The sequence below is a fragment of the Iodobacter violaceini genome, from assembly GCF_011601265.1.
Lineage (GTDB): Bacteria > Pseudomonadota > Gammaproteobacteria > Burkholderiales > Chitinibacteraceae > Iodobacter > Iodobacter violaceini.
Window position 1 is genome coordinate 15653 of the sequence record NZ_JAAOLX010000010.1, and the last position, 21212, is coordinate 36864.

Annotated in this window: 15 protein-coding genes; 6 read left to right on the plus strand and 9 right to left on the minus strand. The window is 53.2% G+C overall.

Going from position 1 to position 21212, the window contains the following annotated elements; all coding sequences use genetic code 11:
* Window positions 1-36 precede the first annotated feature (36 nt).
* Complete coding sequence (locus HA050_RS17325; RefSeq protein WP_166828941.1) at window positions 37-9207, plus strand: beta strand repeat-containing protein; 9171 nt, start codon at window positions 37-39, stop codon at window positions 9205-9207.
* A 46-nt stretch (window positions 9208-9253) separates the two neighbouring features.
* Here HA050_RS17325 and HA050_RS17330 read toward each other — a convergent pair whose 3' ends face one another.
* The 6 genes from HA050_RS17330 to cysK form a co-directional block, all read right to left on the minus strand.
* Window positions 9254-10354: an alkene reductase gene (locus tag HA050_RS17330; RefSeq protein WP_166828944.1), complete on the minus strand. Its 1101-nt coding sequence runs from the start codon at window positions 10352-10354 to the stop codon at window positions 9254-9256.
* 41 nt (window positions 10355-10395) lie between these two features.
* Window positions 10396-11418, minus strand: coding sequence for an NADPH-dependent curcumin/dihydrocurcumin reductase (gene curA / locus HA050_RS17335; protein WP_166828947.1), 1023 nt, complete (start codon window positions 11416-11418; stop codon window positions 10396-10398).
* 79 nt (window positions 11419-11497) lie between these two features.
* Window positions 11498-12409 (minus strand): glutathione S-transferase, encoded by a 912-nt coding sequence (locus HA050_RS17340; protein WP_166828950.1) that lies wholly within the window; start codon window positions 12407-12409, stop codon window positions 11498-11500.
* Between the two features lies 1 nt (window position 12410).
* Entirely contained in the window at window positions 12411-13568 is a 1158-nt protein-coding gene (locus HA050_RS17345; RefSeq protein ID WP_166828953.1) for an iron-containing alcohol dehydrogenase, read from the minus strand.
* Window positions 13569-13731: 163 nt separating this feature from the next.
* Window positions 13732-14328, minus strand: a complete 597-nt coding sequence (locus HA050_RS17350) for a TetR/AcrR family transcriptional regulator (RefSeq protein WP_099399418.1) — start codon at window positions 14326-14328, stop codon at window positions 13732-13734.
* Between the two features lie 118 nt (window positions 14329-14446).
* Entirely contained in the window at window positions 14447-15379 is a 933-nt protein-coding gene (gene cysK, locus HA050_RS17355; RefSeq protein ID WP_166828956.1) for a cysteine synthase A, read from the minus strand.
* A gap of 94 nt (window positions 15380-15473) precedes the next feature.
* Here cysK and HA050_RS17360 point away from each other — a divergent pair, with 94 nt between their 5' ends.
* Window positions 15474-16691: a multifunctional CCA addition/repair protein gene (locus tag HA050_RS17360; RefSeq protein WP_166828959.1), complete on the plus strand. Its 1218-nt coding sequence runs from the start codon at window positions 15474-15476 to the stop codon at window positions 16689-16691.
* Window positions 16692-16916: 225 nt separating this feature from the next.
* Here HA050_RS17360 and amt read toward each other — a convergent pair whose 3' ends face one another.
* The 3 genes from amt to HA050_RS17375 form a co-directional block, all read right to left on the minus strand.
* Window positions 16917-18326 (minus strand): ammonium transporter, encoded by a 1410-nt coding sequence (gene amt, locus HA050_RS17365; protein WP_166828960.1) that lies wholly within the window; start codon window positions 18324-18326, stop codon window positions 16917-16919.
* A 23-nt stretch (window positions 18327-18349) separates the two neighbouring features.
* Window positions 18350-18688, minus strand: coding sequence for a P-II family nitrogen regulator (gene glnK / locus HA050_RS17370; protein WP_099399413.1), 339 nt, complete (start codon window positions 18686-18688; stop codon window positions 18350-18352).
* Between the two features lie 141 nt (window positions 18689-18829).
* Entirely contained in the window at window positions 18830-19006 is a 177-nt protein-coding gene (locus HA050_RS17375; RefSeq protein ID WP_166828962.1) for a hypothetical protein, read from the minus strand.
* Here HA050_RS17375 and HA050_RS17380 point away from each other — a divergent pair.
* From HA050_RS17380 to HA050_RS17395, 4 genes are all read left to right on the plus strand, one after another.
* A complete protein-coding gene (locus HA050_RS17380) occupies window positions 19005-19265 on the plus strand; it encodes an accessory factor UbiK family protein (protein WP_099399412.1) in 261 nt (86 codons plus the stop codon). The genes HA050_RS17375 and HA050_RS17380 overlap by 2 nt on opposite strands.
* On the plus strand, window positions 19262-19837 hold the full coding sequence (gene rimJ, locus HA050_RS17385; RefSeq protein ID WP_166828963.1) for a ribosomal protein S5-alanine N-acetyltransferase: 576 nt from the start codon (window positions 19262-19264) through the stop codon (window positions 19835-19837). The genes HA050_RS17380 and rimJ overlap by 4 nt, the downstream gene beginning before the upstream one ends.
* Before the next feature lie 120 nt (window positions 19838-19957).
* Complete coding sequence (gene aqpZ / locus HA050_RS17390; RefSeq protein WP_166828966.1) at window positions 19958-20653, plus strand: aquaporin Z; 696 nt, start codon at window positions 19958-19960, stop codon at window positions 20651-20653.
* 70 nt (window positions 20654-20723) lie between these two features.
* Window positions 20724-21179, plus strand: a complete 456-nt coding sequence (locus tag HA050_RS17395) for a VOC family protein (protein WP_166828968.1) — start codon at window positions 20724-20726, stop codon at window positions 21177-21179.
* Window positions 21180-21212 lie beyond the last annotated feature (33 nt).

Consider the following 21212-nt stretch of genomic DNA (forward strand, 5'->3'; position numbering starts at 1 on the left):
CAGCCCTGCTTTTATCACTTGCAATTGGATAGCATGATGAGCGTCTTTACTGGCATGACCACCAGCCAAATCGCAGAACTGACCACGGCCCAGATAGCCAGTGTGAATACCGCTGCGATTGCCTCTCTGACAACAATCCAATTAGCACAATTTAACACCCGCCAAATTGCAGCATTAAACAGCACACAAATCAGCCAGGGCCTGAGCACTACGCAAATTGCCGCGCTGAGCAGTAATCAGATTCAATCTTTAAGCAGCGCACAAATCAGTGCATTTAGCAGCACACAAATCTCAGCACTGGAAACCGGCGATTTCGCCGCCCTGAGCACGGCAATCATCGCCAGCTTAAATACCAGACAACTTAGCGCACTCAGCAGCAATCAGATTGTGGCACTGTCCAGCGCTCAGGCCGCCGCGCTCAGCCAGGCACAAGTAACATCGCTCTCTACTTTACAACTGGCCTCCTTAGAAACCAGCGATTTTAATGTGCTTAAAACCAGCGCCATCGCGGCGCTGTCCAGCAGCCAGATTACAGCCCTCACAAGCAGCCAGATTGCCGCACTGAACTCCAGCCAGGCAGCAGCGCTCAGCAGTACGCAGCTGGCGGCACTGTCTTCAACACAATTAGCTGCACTTGAAACCACCGATTTAGCTGCAATCAAATCCAGCGCCATTGCCGCACTTTCCAGCCAGCAAATCAGCGTGCTCAGCAGCAGCCAGATCATTGCACTGAGCACCAGTCAGGCGGCAGCGCTGACTTCCGGCCAGGCTGCGGCGCTTTCCAGTACGCAATTGCTGGCGCTGGAAACCAGCGATCTTGCTGTATTTAAAACCAGCGCAATCGCAGCATTATCAAGCGATCAGCTCAATACGCTGAGCACTTTGCAAATAGCCAGCCTGAGCACCAGCCAGATCGCAGCGATCAGCACCACCAATACAGCCAGTGGTTTAAACAGCAGCCAGATTGTGGCGCTCTCAACCCAGCAAGCTGCAGCACTCAGCTCAGCACAAGTGGCCGCCTTATCCACCAGTAATATTGCCGCCCTGGAAACCGCTGATTTAGCCGCACTGAAATCCAGCGCCATTGCCGCGCTCAGCAGTAAGCAGCTGAATGTGCTGAGCACCTTACAAATCAGCAGTCTGAGCAGCAACCAGGTTGCTGCACTCAGCACCAGCAATATCGCCAATGGCTTAAACAGCAATCAGATTGTGGCACTCACCACCAGCCAGGTGGCCACTTTAAGCAGCGCCCAGGTAGCCGCCTTATCAGCAAGCAATCTGGCCGCAATGGAAACGCGTGATTTAATTGTGCTGAAAACCAGCGCTGTTGCCGCTTTAAATACCGCACAGCTCAGCGCCTTAAGCAGCGATCAGATTGCCAGCCTGAGCACCAGCCAGACCAGCGCCTTAAGCACATCCAATATCGCCAGTGGTTTAAACAGCAATCAGGTTGTGGCGCTCACTACCAGCCAGGCGGCCGCTTTAAGCAGCGCACAGGTGGCCGCTTTATCAGCCAGTAATCTGGCGGCAATGGAAACACGTGATTTAATTGCATTAAAAACCAGCGCAATTGCGGCCTTAAACACCTCGCAAATTGGCGCGCTGACTACGGCGCAAATTGCCAGTTTAACTACCAGCCAAATTGCCGCACTCAGCACGTCAGACATTGCTTACGGGCTAAACAGCGCCCAGGTTGCCGCCCTCACCAGCAGCCAGACCACGGTACTGAGCAGCGCCCAGCTGGGGGCGCTGTCCACAACAAATCTGGCCGCGATGGAAACGGCTGATTTTGCAGCACTCAATACCAATGCCCTTGCCGCTCTTTCCAGCAATCAGATGCAGGCGCTCACCTCAGATCAAACCGTTGCCCTGACGACCGCTCAGGCTGCATCGCTGTCTTCCAGGCAAATATCTGCACTCACAAGCAACAATATTGCTGCGCTGGAAACCTCTGATTTAAGCGTTCTTAAAACCAGCGCCATTGCCATTCTTGGCAGCAATCAGATCGCAGCATTAAGCAGCCGCCAGATTGCCAGCTTAACCACTCATCAAATTGCAGCGCTGAATACGGCTGGCATCGCAGGCGGGCTGAACAGTCTTCAGGTAATTGCTTTAAGCAGCAGCCAGATTGCCACCTTAAACTCCAGCCAGGCAGCGGCGCTTTCCGCAACAAATCTGGCGGCCATGGAAACACGAGATTTAATCGCGCTCAAAACCAGCGCCATTGCCGCTTTTAATACCGCGCAGATCAGCGCCTTAAGCACTGATCAGATTGCAAATCTTACTACCAGCCAGATTGTGGCTTTAAGCACCACCCATATTGCCTATGGCCTGAACACCAGCCAGATTGTGGCGCTCACATCCAGTCAAACTGCGGCGTTAACAACGGCCCAGCTTGCTGCGCTTTCCGGCACCAGCCTTGCTGCAATGGAAACCCGCGATCTCATCACCCTTAAAATCAACGCCATTGCCGCCTTAAATACCACGCAGCTCAACGCCTTAAGCTCTGATCAGATTGCCAGTCTCACCACCAGCCAGATTGTGGCTTTAAGCACCAGCAATATTGCCTATGGCCTGAACACCAGCCAGATTGTGGCGCTCACATCCAGTCAAACTGCAGCCTTCACAACGGCTCAGGCCGCCGCGCTTTCAACCAGCAACCTGGCCGCCATGGAGACCAGCGATTTTGCTGCGCTCAAGTCAGCGGCCATCGCCGCTTTTTCTACCAGCCAGATTAAAGCGCTGACATCTGATCAGGCCATTGCACTCAGCACTTTGCAAGCATCGGCACTCAGCTCCTCACAGGTGGCTGCGCTTTCAAGCAGCAGCATTGCTGCTCTTGAAACAAGTGATCTGAGCGTCTTTAAAACCAGTGCCATTTTTGTGCTCAGCAGCGCCCAGCTTGATGCCCTGAGCACCAGCCAGATTGCCAGCCTGAGCAGCAATCAGATTGCGGCTTTAAGCACAGCCAATATTGCAAATGGCTTAAACAGTAACCAAATTGTGGCACTGACCACCAGCCAGGCTGCGGCGCTGACCACCGCACAAATTGCTGCCTTGTCCACCAGCAATCTGGCCGCCATGGAAAGCCGTGACTTAGCGGTGCTGAAAGTGGCCAGCATTGCCGCGCTATCCAGCAAACAAATTAACGTGCTCAGCACCGATCAGTTTGCCAGCCTGAGTACCAGCCAGATTGCCGCACTCAATACCACCGTGATTGCTGGTGGCTTAAGAACCGATCAGATTGCGGCAATGAGCAGCAGCCAGGCCGCCGCTTTAAGTGCGGCGCAAATCGCCGCGCTGTCGGCCAGCAATCTGGCCGCAATGGAAACCACAGATTTTGCTGCACTGAGCGCGGCAGCCATTGCCGGTCTTTCCAGCAATCAGGCCAGCGCCCTGAGCACCAGTCAGCTGGTTGCACTGACCCCCCTTCAGGCAGCAGCGCTCAATACCCGCCAGGCAGCAGCCTTATCCAGCGCACAATTAGCCGTACTGGAAACCAGCGATTTAGCGCTGATACAGGCGGCCTCTATTGCTGTTTTATCCAGCACGCAAATCAGCGGGCTGAGCAATGCTCAGCAAATCAGCCTGAGCAGCAGCCAGATTGCCGCGCTCAATACCCAGGCCATCGCCAGTCTGAGCAGCGATAAAATCGCGGCTTTAACATCAGCTCAGGCCAGCGCCCTGAATACCGCGCAAATTGCAGCGCTATCCACAGCGCAAATTGCAGCCATAGAAACAACGGACTTGGCCTCCCTCAGTAACGCCGCCATTGCCGCGCTTTCTACAGATCAAGTGGGCGCGCTGAGCACCGCACAAACCGTTGCGCTGAGCTCCGGCCAGGCCAGCGCGCTGACTACACGGCAAATTTCGGCATTATCCAGCACGCAACTTCAGGCTTTAGAAACCAGCGACTTAGCTGCACTTTCCAGCACGGGCATTGCCGTTTTATCCAGCAGCCAGATCAGTAATCTGAGCACTTATCAGCTAAGCAGCCTCAGCAGCAGGCAAATTGCGGCGATAAATACCAATGCATTGGCGGGCCTGAGTACAGAGCAAATAGCGGCGCTGACTTCCAGCCAGTCGGCAGCCCTGATCACCAGCCAGATTGCCGCATTGTCAGGCAGCCAGATTGCCGCTTTTGAAACCAGCGATCTGGCTGAGCTTAAAACCAGCGCAATTGCCGCACTGAGCAGTACGCAGCTGCAAGCACTCAGCACACAGCAAATTGCCAGCCTGAAAACAACACAGATTGCCGCCTTAAATACCGCTGAAATGGCAAGTTTAACCAGTGATCAGATTGCAGCCTTAAGCACTCAGCAGGCAGCCACACTGAGCAGCACACAAGCAGCGGCACTTTCTTCCTTGCAAATCAGCACGATGGAAACCAGCGATATCGCGGCACTGGGCACAACAGTGCTTGCCGCTCTGTCTACCCTTCAGATTGCGGCGCTCACCACCGGGCAAATTGGCGCATTAAGCAGCATCAGCAGTTTGACGGCCAGCCAGATTGCAGCGCTCACCTCAAACCAGGCGGCCGTACTCAGCGCCAGCCAGGCAGCCACTTTAAGCACCCAGCAAATAGCCGCCCTGGAAACAACAGACTTAGCTGCCATCGCTGCGGCATCGATTGCCGTGCTGTCCGGCAGCCAGATTGGCGCGCTCAGCACCCAGCAATTTGCCAGCCTTGGCAGCAGCCAGATCGCCAGCTTAAATACTCAGGCCATTGCAGGTTTAAGCAGCGATAAAGTCATTGCCCTCAGCACCAGCCAGGCCGGGGCACTGACAGGCGTGCAGGCCGCAGCCCTGACAAGCACCAATATTGCCGCGCTGGAAACCAGTGATTTAGCCGCACTCACAACCAATGCCATCGCCGCGCTGACAACCAATCAGATTACGGCGCTCAGCACCCGCCATATTGCTGCACTGAGCACAGATGCCATTGCCAATGGCTTAACCATGAATCAGGTGATGGCGCTGACCTCCACCCAGTTTGCTGCGTTTTCCATGGCACAGATTACCGCCCTCTCAGAAAACACCATAGGCGGGCTGGATACCTCTTATCTTGCGCTGATCAGCACCAGCGCCATTGCGGCTTTATCAAGCACACAGACCGGCTCGCTCACGGCGGCACAAATTGCCATGCTCAGCAGCACACAAATTGCCGTGCTGAACACCAGCGCCATCGCCAATTTAAGCGCCGGGCAGGTCATTGCACTCACCACCAATCAGGCATCCGCCCTGACGACCAGCCAGGTTGCCGTGCTTTCAAGCACTGCGATTGCGGCCATGGAGACCAGCGATTTAGCCACCTTTAAAACCACGGCCATTGCGGTACTCAACAGCAATCAGACCAGCGCGCTGACTGTGGAGCAAATCGCCAGCCTGAGCACCAGGCAAATCGCCGCCATCAGCAGTAATGGCATCGCTCATTTAAGTGCCGATCAGGTGATTGCACTCACCACTAATCAAGCCGCAGCCCTCAGTACAAGCCAGATAGCCGCTCTGAGCACGACCAGCATCGCAGCGATGGAGCTTGAAGATTTTGCGGCGCTTAAAACCAATGCCATCGCCGCGCTGACAACAAATCAAATCAGCGCACTGACTGCAGATCAAACCATTGCACTGACCGCACAACAAGCCGCTGCGCTAAGCAGCAGCCAAGTTGCGGCGCTCAGCACCAGCAATATGGCCACAATGGAAACCAGCGATTTGCTGGTGATTAAAACCACGGCCATCGCAGCATTAAATACTGCCCAGATTGCCGCCATGACAGGCGAGCAAATAGCCAGCCTGAGTACCAGCCAGGTACAGGCACTCAACACAGCGGCCATTGCCAGCGGCCTGACGCCGGATCAGATTGTGGCGCTGACCACCAGGCAAGTTGCTGCGCTCAGCACAGCTCAGATCACCGCGTTTTCTGCCTCCGGCCTTGCTGCGATGGAGGCAGAAGATTTTGCCGCGCTGAAAACCAATGCCATTTCTGCGCTGCTGACTCATCAAATCGCCGCGCTGACGGCAGAGCAAACCATTGCCCTGACCACACAACAAGCGGCTGCTCTGAGCGCCAGCCAGATCTCTGCGCTGGGCAGCAGCAATATCGCCGTGATGGAAACCAGCGATCTGGCTGCCCTGCAAACCAGTGCCATTGCCGCCTTAAGCACAGCCCAGGCAGCGGCGATGAATGCCAGCCAGATTGCCAGCCTGACTACAAATCAGCTTATTGCGCTCAGCACCGCCGCTATTGCCAGTGGCTTAAGCAACGCAAAAATTGCGGCGCTCACCTCGCAACAAACAGCCGCCCTCAGCACCGATCAGATCAGCGCGCTTACAAGCACCCAAGTGGCCGCCATAGAGGCCGCTGATTTTGCGGCACTGGGCACGCTATCCATTGCTGCTCTCTCTACCGCGCAAATTAAAGCCTTAAGTGCAGCCCAAACCATTGCGCTGACCACACAACAAGCCGCCGCGCTTAGCACCAGCCAGCTTGCCGCGTTTACCGTCAGCAATCTGGCCACAATGGAAACCAGTGATCTGCAGGCTCTGAGCACTAATGCCGTGGCTGTACTCAATACGGCACAAGTGGCCACCCTGAATGCAGATCAAATCAGCAGCCTGAGCAGCTATCAGATTGCCGCCTTAAATACGGCTGTCATCGCCAGTGGTTTAAATGCAGATCAAATTGTGGCCCTGACAACGAGGCAAGCTGCGGCGCTCAGCAGCGCCCAGCTTGCCGTATTATCAGGCAGCAATCTTGCGGCCATGGAGGTGGAAGACCTTGCCGCGATTAAAACCAGCGCCATTGCTGTTTTATCCAGCGCACAGGCGGGCGCTTTGGGAATTGAGCAAATTGCAGGCCTGAACACAAAGCAAATTGCCGCACTGAATACCACCGCCATAGCAAACTTAAGCGATGATCAGGTCGTGGCCATCACCACCAGCCAGGCCGCTGCCTTAACAACAAGCCAGGCAGCGGCGCTCAGCAGCAACAGCATTGCGGCCATGGAAGCCATTGACTTTGCAGCCCTTAAAACCAGCGCCATTGCGGTGCTCTCTACCGATCAGATAAATGTACTCACCGCTGACCAGACCATCGCCATGAGCACATCCCAGGCCGCAACCCTGAGCGCCAGCCAGATTACCGCCCTCAGCGCCACGAATATGGCATCCCTTGAAACCAGCGATCTGCTGGCACTCAAAACCAATACCATTGCTGCCTTAAATACCGCTCAGGTTGCCGCATTAAGCGCGGAGCAAATTGCCAGCATGAGCAGCGCCCAGATCGCCGCACTTAATACAGCGGCCATTGCCAATGGATTAAGCAATGAGCAAGTCATTGCACTGACAACAAAACAAGCTGCAGCACTCACTACATCGCAAATTGCAGCCCTCTCTGTCAGCAATATTGCCGCGCTGGAAACCGCTGATTTAGCCGCGCTCAAAACCGCAGCCATTGCCACGCTGTCATCGGTGCAGGTTGCCGCCTTAACAGAAGAGCAGGCCGGGGCGCTCAGCGCCAGCCAGATTGCGGCGATTACTCCCAACAGCCTGGCAGCCATGAGCATCAGCGATATCGCCCTGTTAAAAACCAGCGGCATTGCTGCATTAAGCTCAGCGCAAATTACCGCCTTAGGCACATCACAAATCGCCAATCTGAGCAGCAGCCAGATTGCAGCAATCAGCACGGCCAGCATGGCAACAGGCTTTACCGCCGCACAAATCATTGCGCTTACTTCTTTCCAGGCCGCGTCTTTAAGCGCCAGCCAGGTTGCATCGCTGTCAACCAGCCAGATTGCCGCCTTTGAAAGCACTGATTTTGCTGCAATCAGCAGCAGCGCCGTAGCCAGCCTGTCGGCCAGCCAGCTGGGCGCACTCAATACCGCCCAGGTAGCGGGGATGAGCACCAATCAAATCGTGGCGCTGAACTCTGCCAGCCTTGCCACAGGCTTTACCACCGAACAAATCATTGCCCTTACTTCGGTACAGGCTTCTGTCATTAGCGCCGGCCAGTTAGCAGCGCTTTCCACCAGCAATATTGCAGCAATAGAAAACGTCGATTTTGCTGCACTCAATACCAGCGCCATCGCAGCCTTATCAGGCAGCCAGGTGCTTGCCATCACCACCTCACAAGCAGCCGTGCTGACCAACAGCCAGCTGCAAGCCTTCTCAGGCAGCAATCTGGCCGCGCTGGAAACCAGCGATCTGGCAGCGATCAGAAGCAGTGCCATTGCATCGCTCAGCACGCAACAGATCCCAAGCCTCAGCACCACGCAAATCCAAAGCTTAACCACGCTGCAGGTGCAGGCATTTACCACTACCCAAACGATGGCACTTACCGGCGCCCAGCAAGCGGCCTTTACCACCACACAAACGCCTTACCTTGCATCAATCAGCCCGCTGGTTCTGGATTTAGACGGCAACGGTATCAGCACCACCAGCCTGGCCGATGGTGTTGAATTTGATTTACTCGCCAGTGGCAGCAAAATCAAAACCGGCTGGGTGAGCCAGGGCGATGGCTTGCTGGTGATGGACAGAAACCATGATGGCGTGATTAATGACGGGAAAGAATTATTTGGCACCTCCACCCTGCTAAGCGATGGCAGCAAGGCCGCCAATGGCTACGCCGCACTGGCCGGACTGGACAGCAACCACGATGGCGTAATCGATAGCTATGACAGCGATTTTGAAGAGCTGCGTGTCTGGCTGGACGCCAATCAGGACGGCATCAGCGACGCCAGCGAATTAAAACGCCTGATCTCACTGGATATCAGCAAACTCAACCTGGATGTGCGCCAGGCGGCGGAAAAAGACAACGGTAATTTCATTGGGCTTAAATCGACATTTGAAACCACCGATGGCCAAATCCACACCGCCGCCGATGTTTGGTTTACCACCGAAAAACCCGCAGCAGCCACGGATTTGCGCACAAAAGTAGTCAATATGGTGCAAACCATCGCCGCCTTTAACGAAGCCAGCACAAACGCATGGCAAGCACCGGAAAAACTGCCTGTTACCCTCAGCAGCGATGCCATGCTGGCTTCACCAACCGTCAGCAACGTCAGCCAGATGGCATCCCTGCTGAAAAACTTTGACACCAACGGCAGGCTCATCGGTGGCACAGAAGCCCTCGTCTCCAGCGACCAGACACTGCGCCTGAACGGACTGGCCAATACACAGGCTGCGGGGATATTGGCAATAAGCAAGTAAATGTAGCGTGGGCAAGATAAATCACCTTGCCCACCCTGCTGTCTGATTACCCCAGTACCGGGTAATCGGTATAACCCACTTCATTACCACCATAGAATGTCGCCTGATCAGGCGTATTCAATTCGGCACCTTGCTGGTAGCGCGCCACCAAATCCGGGTTAGCAATAAACGGGCGGCCAAAAGCAATGGCGTCAGCGGTGCCTGTGGCTAAACGTGCTTCTGCGGTTTGAGCATCGTAACCACCACAAGTCATAATCACGCCCTGGTATTGCTTGCGTAAATCAGCGCGGAAAGTATCGCTTAAAGGCTGACCACCAGCCCAATCCGGCTCGGCGATATGCAGGTAGGCTACGCCAGCACGGTTAAATTCCTCAGCCAGATACATAGTCATTGCTTCGGATTCGTCGTCCACAATATCGTGCGCTACAAAATTAGGCGATAAGCGCACGCCTACTTTATCTGCACCGACTTTTGCGGCCACTGCATCGATCACTTCCAACAACAGGCGGGCACGGTTTTGCATATTGCCGCCATATTGATCGGTGCGCTTATTGCTGCCCGTGGCTAAGAATTGCTGCAGCAAATAGCCATTGGCCGAGTGGATTTCTACAAAATCAAACCCTGCCCGCATTGCACGCTCTGCCGCGGCGGCATAATCAGCCACAATCCCAGGCAGCTCGGCGGTTTCCAGCGCACGCGGCGCATCGCATGGGGCCCGGCTTGGCGTGCCATCCGGCAGAATCACAAAACTGGTGGAATTGATGGCCTGAATAGCGGAAGGAGCAACAGGCGCTGCGCCGTTTTCCTGTACCAGCCGGTTAGAGATCCGTCCCACATGCCAAAGCTGCAAGGATATCTTGCCCCCCCTGGCGTGCACTGCCTCCACCACTTTTTTCCAGCCCGCTTCCTGGGCGTCGGTATAGATACCAGGCGTCAGAGAATAACCCTTGCCTTGATTTGTAATATTGGTTGCCTCTGAAATAATCAGCCCCGCACCAGCGCGCTGGGCGTAATAGATGGCATTCATTTCCGTTGGCACATCGCCAGGCTGGCTGGCGCGGGAGCGGGTCAGCGGCGCCATGATCATGCGATTAGCAAGTGTGGTTTTGCCGATGGTGACAGGAGTGAGCAATTTATCTGCAGACATAAGATTTCCTTTATCAATAAAATTAAATATAAAAATCAAACTTACTCAGCAACCTTCACGACCAGCTTGCCCGCGTTCTTCCCTTCCAACAGACCAATAAAGGCTTGCGGGGCGTTTTCCAGGCCTTGTACTACGTCTTCGCGGTATTTGATTTTGCCCTCAGTAATCCACTGACTCATGGCGGCAAAGAATTCACCGTAGCGATGGCCAAAATCGTCCCAGATAATAAAGCCTTGCATACGGATACGTTTTCTCAGCAGCGTACCCATCAGAAGTGACAAACGATCAGGGCCATCTGGCAGGCTGGTAGCGTTGTATTGAGAAATCAGGCCGCAAAGCGGTACACGCGCTGCAGGGTTGAGCAGAGGCAGAACCGCATCAAATACCGCGCCGCCTACATTTTCGTAATACACATCGATGCCTTTATCGCAGGCCGCAGCCAGCTGCTCGGCAAAGTCGCTGGCGCGGTGATCGATACAAGCATCAAAACCCAGCTCTTTCACGGCGTAAGCGCATTTATCTGCACCACCGGCAATACCCACTACACGGCAGCCTTTAATTTTGGCGATTTGCCCGACAATCGCGCCTACCGCACCGGTAGCAGCAGCCACCACCACGGTTTCACCCGCCTTAGGCTGGCCAATTTCCAGCAGACCCATATAGGCGGTAAAGCCTGGCATGCCCAACACACCCAGAGCATGTGATGGGGATGCCAAAGCGCCCAGCTTTTGCAGACCTGTGCCATCCGAGATGCTGTAATCCTGCCAGCCACCAAAGTTCACCACTAAATCGCCCACAGCGTAATCGCCATGTTGCGATGCTTCAACGCGGCTAACCGTACCGCCAACCATTACAGCGCCCACTTCAACAGGCGCGGCATAAGAAGGCGCATCGCTCATCCGGCCACGCATATATGGATCGAGCGACAGATACAAGGCGCGCAGTAATACTTCTCCATTAGCAATAGCAGGGACGGCGTGTTCTTCTAAGCGAAAATCGGCGGGTACAGGTGCGCCATGCGGACGGCTGGCTAAAACGATGCTGCGATTCAGTGTTGATGACATAAGTAAGCTCCAGAGTGTTTGATCCCCGCACGCAGGGAAAACGACAGGAAACAAAACCTTTTGCTTCCTGTGTGATTAATTAAACAGCGCGAATTTCGTAATCCATACGTGGGAAATGAAGGTGCAGCAGGCCGCAAACGGTGCTTTGACGGGCAATCACAATCTTTTTCTCGTCCAGATAAACCAGCTCGCCCGCCACGCTTTCCTGCGGATAGCCTTCTGGTTGCACGCTCACTGTTTGACCGGCTTTAAACAGCAAATTTTGCATCTCAGCTAGTGCAACAGGCTTAGCCTGCCTTGCTGCAGCAAACGCATCACCCGCTGAGATACTGCTCATCTCGCCATGGCCAAATGCCGCTATTCTGGCCATCCACGGCAATACAGCCCTGATGTTTGGCGCCAGCGCTTCTAAGGCATGTGCTCCCTGCAAAAACCACAGGGTATGAAACACCGCAAAATCGCCCGCAGAGGGACTGATGCCGCCCAGAAAATCAACCCCGCTTAAAGCCTGATCCAGCTGATAAATCAAGGCACGCAGCTGGATAGCTAATTGCGCCTGATCAGCAATCAATTGCGATTTTTGTAAAGGCAAATGGGGGTGCATAGCAATACGATCATCAAGCAGGGCTTGTGGAATATGCTCCACGCGACTTGCCATCAAATAGCGTGCAGCACGCCAAAAAATATCCACATCAAATAAGCGGCCCAGTAATTCGGCTTGCGCCGCCTGTGGCCCTGAGGCCAAAGCAGGCAAAAGGGAGCGCTGCTCCAGCTCCGCAATAATCAACGCCGAATCACAATAAATATCTGCGCCAATTTGCAATACCGGCGCACGCCGGTATCCACCGGTAAGCTCCATTAAATCGGGTTTAGGCAGCACAGGTGGCATAAGCAGGGATTGCCACGCCAGCCGCTTAAACCCCAGATAGGATCGCACTTTCTCTGAGTAGGGCGAGGCCTGGTAATGATGCAAAATCAGCGCAGCATTCATATCAGTAGCTGCCTTCTAAAACGAGCTTGCTGGTAGCTAAGTCCACATCACCGTGCTCACCCAGGGCCACCATGCCGTGGGCTTTTAGCTGCTCAAGCACTGCATTAATGGCGCTGACTTCCAGACCATAATCACGCATGCGGGTTTTAACGCCCATCTCTTCAAAGAAATCACGGGTTTTGGCAATCGCGGCATCGATACGCACATCATCCGAGCCTTCCGTAATGCCCCAAACACGATCGGCGTATTGCAGCAGTTTTTCACGCTTGGCAGTACGGCGCACATTCAGCATGGATGGCAAGATAACCGCCAGCGTTTGCGCGTGATCGATATTGTATAAAGCAGTCAGCTCATGCCCCAGTAAATGCGTCGCCCAATCTTGTGGCACACCGGCACCAATCAGACCATTGAGCGCCATCGTGGCGGCCCACATTAAATTAGAGCGCACGGTGTAATCATGCGGAGTTGCCAGCGCTTGTGGACCCACTTCGATCAGCGTTTGCAACAGGCTTTCGGCAAAGCGGTCTTGCACGGGGGCATTGGCTGGGTAAGTTAAATATTGCTCAACCACGTGCACAAAGGCATCCACCGCGCCGTTGCCAATTTGCCGTGCCGGCAGGCTGTAGGTTTTAGTTGGATCAAGCACAGCAAACTGCGGGAACACCAAGGGATTCATAAATGCTAATTTAGTCTTGGTTTCGCTGCGGGTAATCACCGAGCCACTATTCATTTCCGAGCCGGTAGCAGGCAGAGTCAGCACAGCGCCCATCGGCAAGGCGGCTTTAATATTCCGGCCGTGCGTAGTCAGAATATCCCAAGGCTCGCCTTCGTAAAGAGCCGCTGCGGCAGCAAATTTAGTGCCATCAATGACCGAACCACCACCCACAGCCAGCAGAAAATCAATTTTCTCTGCCTTAATCTGCGCCACGGCTTTCATCATGGTTTCATAAGTTGGATTGGCTTCAATGCCAGAGAATTCAGCAACGCTGTGGTTTTTTAAGGCATCCATCACTTCGGTGTAAGTGCCATTTTTTTTAATACTGCCGCCGCCGTAGAGCACCAGCACGCGGGCATTTTCAGGCACCAGAGTGGCCAGCTTAGCAATCTGGCCTTCGCCAAAAACGATTTTAACGGGGTTGTAAAATTCGAATTGTTGCATGGTGCATTCCTTATAAAATCATAAAAATAGACCAGTCGTCTAGTCTTGATATCAAAAAAATCGGCAACGTTGCCGAAGTGTTTATTACAAATATGATCGGGAAGGCAAAACTGATCTGCCCTTCCCCATTAGGCGGTGCGCGGGCACAAAAGTGTGCCGCTTCCTACAAATCTTTCACACCTAAAAGGTGGCAAGTGGTTTGCATGGCGGTTTCCAGCGCGCTGCTATCCTGACGTATTTTGGTCAGCAGGCTGGCACCCAGCCACATCTGATACAGCATCAGCGCCACAGCCTGCGGGCTCATTTCTGGCAATACGGCCCCTTCGCAGCGCGGCTCATCCAGCCATTTTGCCAGACGCTCAATCACGCCATCAGTGCCCTGCTTGAACACCTGCCTCATAGGTTCTGACAAATCGGCCACTTCTGCAGAAAGCTTAACCACCATACACTGATTCGCCTGGCTGCAAGCGCCTTGCGTCATCAGCCAGCTGCGCCAGTAATGCATCAGCCGCTCGCTGCCGCAATCGTATTGCGCCTCTAAAGACTGCATATGCAGCTGATAATTGACAAAATAACGCTCTAAAAGCGCACAGCCAAAGTGCTCTTTTGAGGGGAAGTAATGATAGAACGAACCTTTAGGCACTTCGGCAGCCGTTAAAATCTCTGCCAGCCCCACCGCAGTGAACCCCTTCCCCCTGAGGATGGATTCGCCCACTGCCAGTAAATGTTCGCGTGTATCTTCGTGTTTTTTCTTAGCCATGGACGCAGTCTCTCACAAGAATAGACCAGTCGTCTAGTTTTTTATGCAGTGTTGGCAAGGGAATATCTGTGTGGGCACGATAAAGCTTTGTGCCCACTCTGCACGATCTATCCCGCCATCAATCCAGCAAACCTTCAAACAAAGGCGTAGATAAATAACGCTCGCCAAAGGAAGGAATAATCACTGCGATCAGCTTGCCTGCGTTTTCTGGCCGTTTGCCCAGCTCGATGGCAGCCCAGGTTGCGGCGCCTGCGGAAATCCCGGCCAGAATCCCTTCTTGCGTGGCCAGGGCTCGCGCTGTTGCAAATGCATCTTCGCTCTTTACCCGAATCACTTCGTCATAGCTTTCGGTATTCAAAACACCTGGCACAAAACCCGCGCCGATACCCTGAATAGGATGCGGGCCTTTTTGACCGCCGCTCAGTACAGGGCTGGCATCCGGCTCTACTGCCACCGCTTTAAATGAAGGTTTACGCGCTTTTAATACTTCCGAAATCCCTGTGATTGTGCCGCCTGTACCTACACCTGCCACCAGAATATCAATCTGGCCATCGGTATCTTTCCACAGCTCTTCAGCCGTTGTGCGGCGGTGGATTTCCGGATTAGCCGGGTTTTCAAACTGCTGCGGCAAAAAGTAATTACTGTGCTCAATCACCAAGGCTTTTGCCGTGGCAATTGCGCCGCCCATGCCTTCAGCAGCAGGGGTTAACACCAGCGTGGCGCCATAACCGCGTAATAATGCACGGCGCTCTTTAGACATACTTTCTGGCATAGTGAGCACTAATTTATAGCCACGCGCCGCACAAACCATCGCCAAACCAATGCCGGTATTGCCGGAAGTAGGCTCCACAATCACCGTATCCGGCCCGATCAGGCCAGCCGCCTCGGCAGCATCAATCATCGCTACAGCAATGCGGTCTTTCACCGAGTGCGAAGGATTAAAGAACTCCAGCTTTGCTACAATCGTTGCCCCGCTTGCTTGAGCAACACGATTTAACTTTACTAAAGGCGTATTGCCGATCAGATCGGTAATGCTATTGGCGATTTTCATGCGGCATCCTTGTCATCAGTTTCATAAAAGATGGTTGATTGTAGCGGCAATATAATTAACAGATAAAGTGACTAAAAAATCTAAGGAAAGATCAATGAAGGTTTATCGCGTTGGCGGTGCTGTAAGGGACAAATTGCTGGGCCTGCCGGTAAGAGATATTGATTGGGTGGTGGTTGGCAGTACGGCAGAGGCGATGCAGGCACTAGGCTACACGCCTGTTGGCAAAGATTTCCCGGTATTTTTGCACCCTAAAACGCACCAGGAATACGCCCTTGCCCGCACCGAACGCAAATCCGGCCATGGTTACAAAGGCTTTACCGTGTTCGCAAACGAAAAGGTCACTTTAGAAGAAGACTTGCTGCGCCGCGACCTCACCATTAATGCGATGGCCGAAGATGAGCTCGGCCAGATCACCGATCCGTTTAATGGCCAGGCTGATCTGGCCGCCAAACTCTTACGCCATGTTTCCCCCGCTTTTAGCGAAGACCCGGTACGTATCCTGCGCCTCGCCCGCTTCGCCGCACGCTTTGGTTTTGATGTGGCGCCAGAAACACTCACCCTGATGCAGGAGATGGTCGATAGCGGTGAAGCTGATCATCTGGTGGCAGAAAGGGTGTGGCAGGAATTTGCCAAAGGGCTGATGGAAGACACACCATCCCTGATGTTTGAAATGCTGCGCCGCTGTGGAGCATTGGCCCGCATTGCCCCAGAAATCGATGCACTTTGGGGTGTGCCACAGCGTGCCGACTATCATCCAGAAGTCGATACTGGCGTGCATGTGATGATGGTGCTCGACTACACCACAGCCCAAAACTGGCCGCTTGCCACCCGCTTTGCCGCGCTCTGCCACGATTTAGGCAAGGCCACCACGCCAACCGATATTTTGCCAAGACATATCGGCCATGAAGCACGCGGTGTGCCGCTGGTAGAAGCGCTCTGTGAAAGATTGCGCGTACCCAGCGATTGCCGAGATCTGGCCCGCATGGTTTGCCGTGAACACACCCATATCCACACCGCAGAACAGCTGCGCCCCGCCACCGTGCTAGAAGTCTTCCAGCGCTGCGATGCATTCAGAAAACCTGAGCGCTTCCAGCAAATGCTTGACGCCTGCCTCGCCGACGCTCGCGGGCGCACTCATTTTGAAAACTGTGAATACCCGCAGGCCGCCTATTTATTAAAACTACTCGCCGCAGCCAACACCGTAAACAGCGGTGAGATTGCCCAAAGCTGTACAGATAAGGCACAAATCCCGGAGAAAATCAGGCAGGCGAGAATAGCGGCCATTCGTGAAGCGGGCACACACAAGCTTTAAAAAAATAAGACTCTCAAAAAGAAAGCGTGAAGGATGCCGTGCGCAAAAAAGCCCGCCAGTTGCCTGGCGGGCTTCCCACAATACGCTGCACATCCATGAGACAAGCAGTAAACCGATACCTTTTAGAGAGAGAATTGGAGGACACCCGTCTCACTTGCTTGCAGCGAACTGTCAGTACGCGCGAAGGCCACCTTGCAGATGGCCTTAGCGCCTTATCTATATAAGCTACAGATTATATGCCTTTTCACCGTGGCTCGTCACATCCAGGCCTTCGCGCTCTTCTTCTTCCGGTACCCGCAGGCCAATCACCAGATCAACCAGCTTAAAGGCAATAATCGAAACCACAGCAGACCATAACAAAGTTGTGCCTACACCGATAGCCTGAATTTTTACCTGGGCAAGAATCGAATAATCTGCGGCCACTTTATTAGCGACATAATCCCAGATCCCTGTGCCACCCAAATCTGGTGCTGCAAATACACCGGTCAGAATGGCTCCTAAAACACCACCCACGCCATGCACACCAAACACATCCAGAGCATCATCCACACCCAGAAGGCGCTTCAGGCCATGTACGCCCCACAGGCAAATAACGCCTGCCAGCAGGCCTATCACCAAGGCTCCTCCTACCCCTACAAAACCGCAAGCTGGGGTAATCGCCACAAGGCCCGCTACCGCTCCCGATGCAGCACCCAATAATGAAGGCTTACCTTTTAGCATCCACTCGGCCAGTAACCATGACATGGTCGCAGCCGCTGTTGCCAGCCATGTATTAATAAATGCCAGAGCCGCCACACCATTGGCTTCCAGTGCTGATCCGGCGTTAAAACCAAACCAGCCAAACCACAGCAATGATGCACCAATCATGGTCATAGTCAGGCTGTGCGGTGTCATGGCTTCACGTCCAAAACCAATACGCTTGCCCACCATAAACGCCCCGGCAAGCCCTGCAACCGCAGCGTTAATATGCACAACCGTACCACCTGCAAAATCAAGCGCACCTTTTTGGAATAAGAAACCTGCCGTGGCGGTTGCCGCATCAGCCGCAGCTTGCGTCAGATATGCATCAGGGCCGGTCCAGTACCAAACCATATGCGCCATTGGCAGGTAGGAGAAAGTAAACCAGATCGCGCAAAAAGCCAGTACGGCTGCAAATTTAATCCGCTCAGCAAACGCGCCAACAATTAAGCCGCAGGTAATCGCCGCAAATGCCCCCTGGAAAACCACATAAATCAGCTCAGAGATGCCAATGCCTTTACTAAAGGTTGCAGCGATCGAGTCCGGCGTTACCCCTTTAAGCATCACTTTGCTGAACGAACCAAAGAAAGCATTGCCTTCAGTAAAGGCCAGCGAGTAACCGTACACCACCCACAGCACGGAGATCATTGCAAACACAGAAAACACCTGCATCAGCACCGACAGCATATTTTTAGAGCGCACCAAGCCACCATAAAACAGGGCAAGGCCTGGAATAGACATCAAAATCACCAGGGCAGTAGAGATAAACATCCATGCGTTATCCCCCTTATTAATGGTATCCACGATGGCAACGGGGGCAGATGCGGCAGCTTCAACAGCAAAACTATGAGCTGAGGCCGCGCTAAGGACGAAAGCTGCAAATAATTTTTTCATCATCACTCTCTCCGGCAAGTATTAAGTTAAATGGCTGCTTCGCCCGTTTCACCCGTACGAATCCGCACCACGTGCTGCAGATCAAATACAAATATTTTGCCATCGCCAATCTTGCCGGTATTGGCGGCTTTTTCGATGACTTCCAGCGTTTGCTCCAGCTGATCATCACCGATAGCCACCTCCACTTTGACTTTAGGAAGGAAATCCACCACATATTCGGCACCACGATAAAGCTCGGTATGCCCTTTTTGGCGGCCAAAGCCCTTCACTTCAGTCACGGTTAAGCCCTGAACGCCAATTTCCGACAAAGCTTCGCGAACTTCATCGAGCTTGAACGGCTTAATAATCGCAGACACGAATTTCATGGGGTGCTCCTTCTCAAAGGTGGGTACGATCAAAGTTCAGCACAAAGTATGCCAAGCGATAAAACGCACTAAATTCATAGCCTTGAAAATCACTCAGCGGGGTAATGCACCAACAATAGACGTTCCATGGTGCACTGCAACTTAAATTTGCACCAGAGTGGTGCGATCTAAAAATGGCAAGCTTCTGCTAAACTTAAAAGTCAAACCGACACCGTTCAAAAGCAAGTCAGCAACACTTGCCTGTGCAACAACGGAATAAGAATGAACAATCGCCCGCCCCACATGCGGTGCAGCAACAACACCAAGGATATTCACCATGCTTAAAGATAAATTTTTTGACGAAATCGCCAGCAAAATCACCGAAGCGATTGCTGCCAGCCCAGCCAAAGATATGGAAAAAAACGCCCGCGCCATGATGGCCTCGGCCTTTACCAAAATGGATTTAGTCACCCGTGAAGAATTCGAAATTCAACAGGAAGTGCTGGCCCGCACACGTGAAAAAATGCATGAATTAGAAGCCCGGATCAGCGAGCTGGAAACCAAACTCCACGCCAATAACCCGCAAGACGCACTATGATTTTTGGTCGAAAAACGCCAAAAATAGAACAAATCAATACCGGGCGCTTAAAGCTTGTGCTGGCTGAGCCTGCACAGGCGGCGCTTTGGGCCAGCTTCCAGCAAGAAAACCGCAACCATCTTGCCCCCTGGGACCCGCAAAGGGATGAGGATTTTTTCACCCCTTTTGCCTGGCAGCTCAGGCTGGAAAACGCCAGGCTGCAATTTGAGCAGGGCACAGCAATTCACTGGGTATTGCTGGATGCTCACAGCACTGAAATGCTGGGGCAATGTAGTTTTAGTAATATTGTTCAAGGGCCATTTATGGCCTGTCACTTAGGCTATTCACTTGCAGCTTGCGCGCAGGGCAAGGGCCTGATGAAAGAAGCCTTGGATGCGGCGATTGAACACCTGTTTCGCACCCGGGATTTGCACCGCATTATGGCTAACCATCTGCCGCATAATCTGCGCAGCGCCAGGCTGTTGCAAAGCTTAGGTTTTGAGAAAGAAGGCTATGCGCGTTCTTACTTAAAAATCGCCGGACAATGGCAGGATCATGTTTTAAACTCACTAATTAACCCAGCTCATATGTGAGCTTCAACACAAACACCCGCAGCAAACACTGATGCAAGCTACTTTTACCTGTACCCGTACAAGGGCTCAGCTGTATATTCGCCCTCTCAAAATGTAATCTAATTGAAAGGAATGCACAAAATGCAAAAATACGCGGCAGAATTCTTTGGCACTTTCTGGCTGGTACTTGGCGGCTGCGGCAGTGCAGTTTTGGCAGCAGCCTTCCCCGCACTGGGAATTGGCTTTGTGGGTGTTTCCTTAGCTTTTGGTCTGACCGTTCTGACCATGGCCTATGCAATAGGCCATATTTCTGGCTGCCATCTTAACCCTGCGGTTTCTATAGGACTTTGGGCGGCCAAACGCTTCCCTGCGAATCAACTTATCCCTTATATCGTTGCCCAGGTTGCAGGCGGGATTGTGGCAGCAACCGTGCTGTATTTTATTGTGACCGGTAAAGCAGATTTCACAACCCTGGGTGGCTTTGCTTCAAATGGCTACGGCGAGTACTCACCAGGTAAGTTCTCCATGGCCGCAGCACTGATTACCGAAGTGGTCATGACCATGATGTTTCTGATCATTATTCTGGGTGCAACAGACAAACGCGCCCCGCAGGGCTTTGCCCCCATCGCAATTGGTTTGGGCCTCACTCTGATTCACCTGATCAGCATTCCCGTAACCAACACTTCGGTGAACCCGGCCCGCAGTACTGCTGTCGCTCTGTTTGCAGGCGAATTTGCTATCGGCCAGCTATGGTTGTTCTGGCTTGCTCCAATTGCAGGTGCCATCTTAGGTGCCGTGATTTACCGCTTTATTGGTAATGAAGATCAGCCTGCTTAAGCGGGTTGTTAAAGGCGCGACTTAATCCCGAGCGCGCTATGTTGGGCTACTTTTGAACAAGGATGCAGCAATGAAAGCCATACCTCATGGATACCATACCGCAACGCCTTACTTGATAGTCAACAACGCAGTGAGCGCCATTGAGTTTTATAAAAGCGCCTTTAACGCCACCGAAGTCATGCACCTGGCTGACCCAAGCGGCAAAATCGCTCACGCCGAAGTTAAAATTGGCGATTCATCGATTATGCTGGCCGACGAACATCCGGACATGGGCTATGTAAGCCCGGCCGCTCTGGGTAATTCGCCAGTGAGCATCATGCTGTATGTAGAAAATGTTGATGCTGCTTTTGAGCAGGCGATTAAGCACGGTGCTGTTGAGCTGCGCGCCGTCAGCGATCAGTTTTATGGCGATAGGATTGGTACATTAAAAGACCCGTTTGGCCATATCTGGAGCCTTGCTACGCATATTGAAGATGTGTCTCCGGATGAAATCAATAAGCGCTTCGCGGCGTTTTTCACTCAGTAAACACTGTTAATTCAAACGTAAAAAAGCCGATCT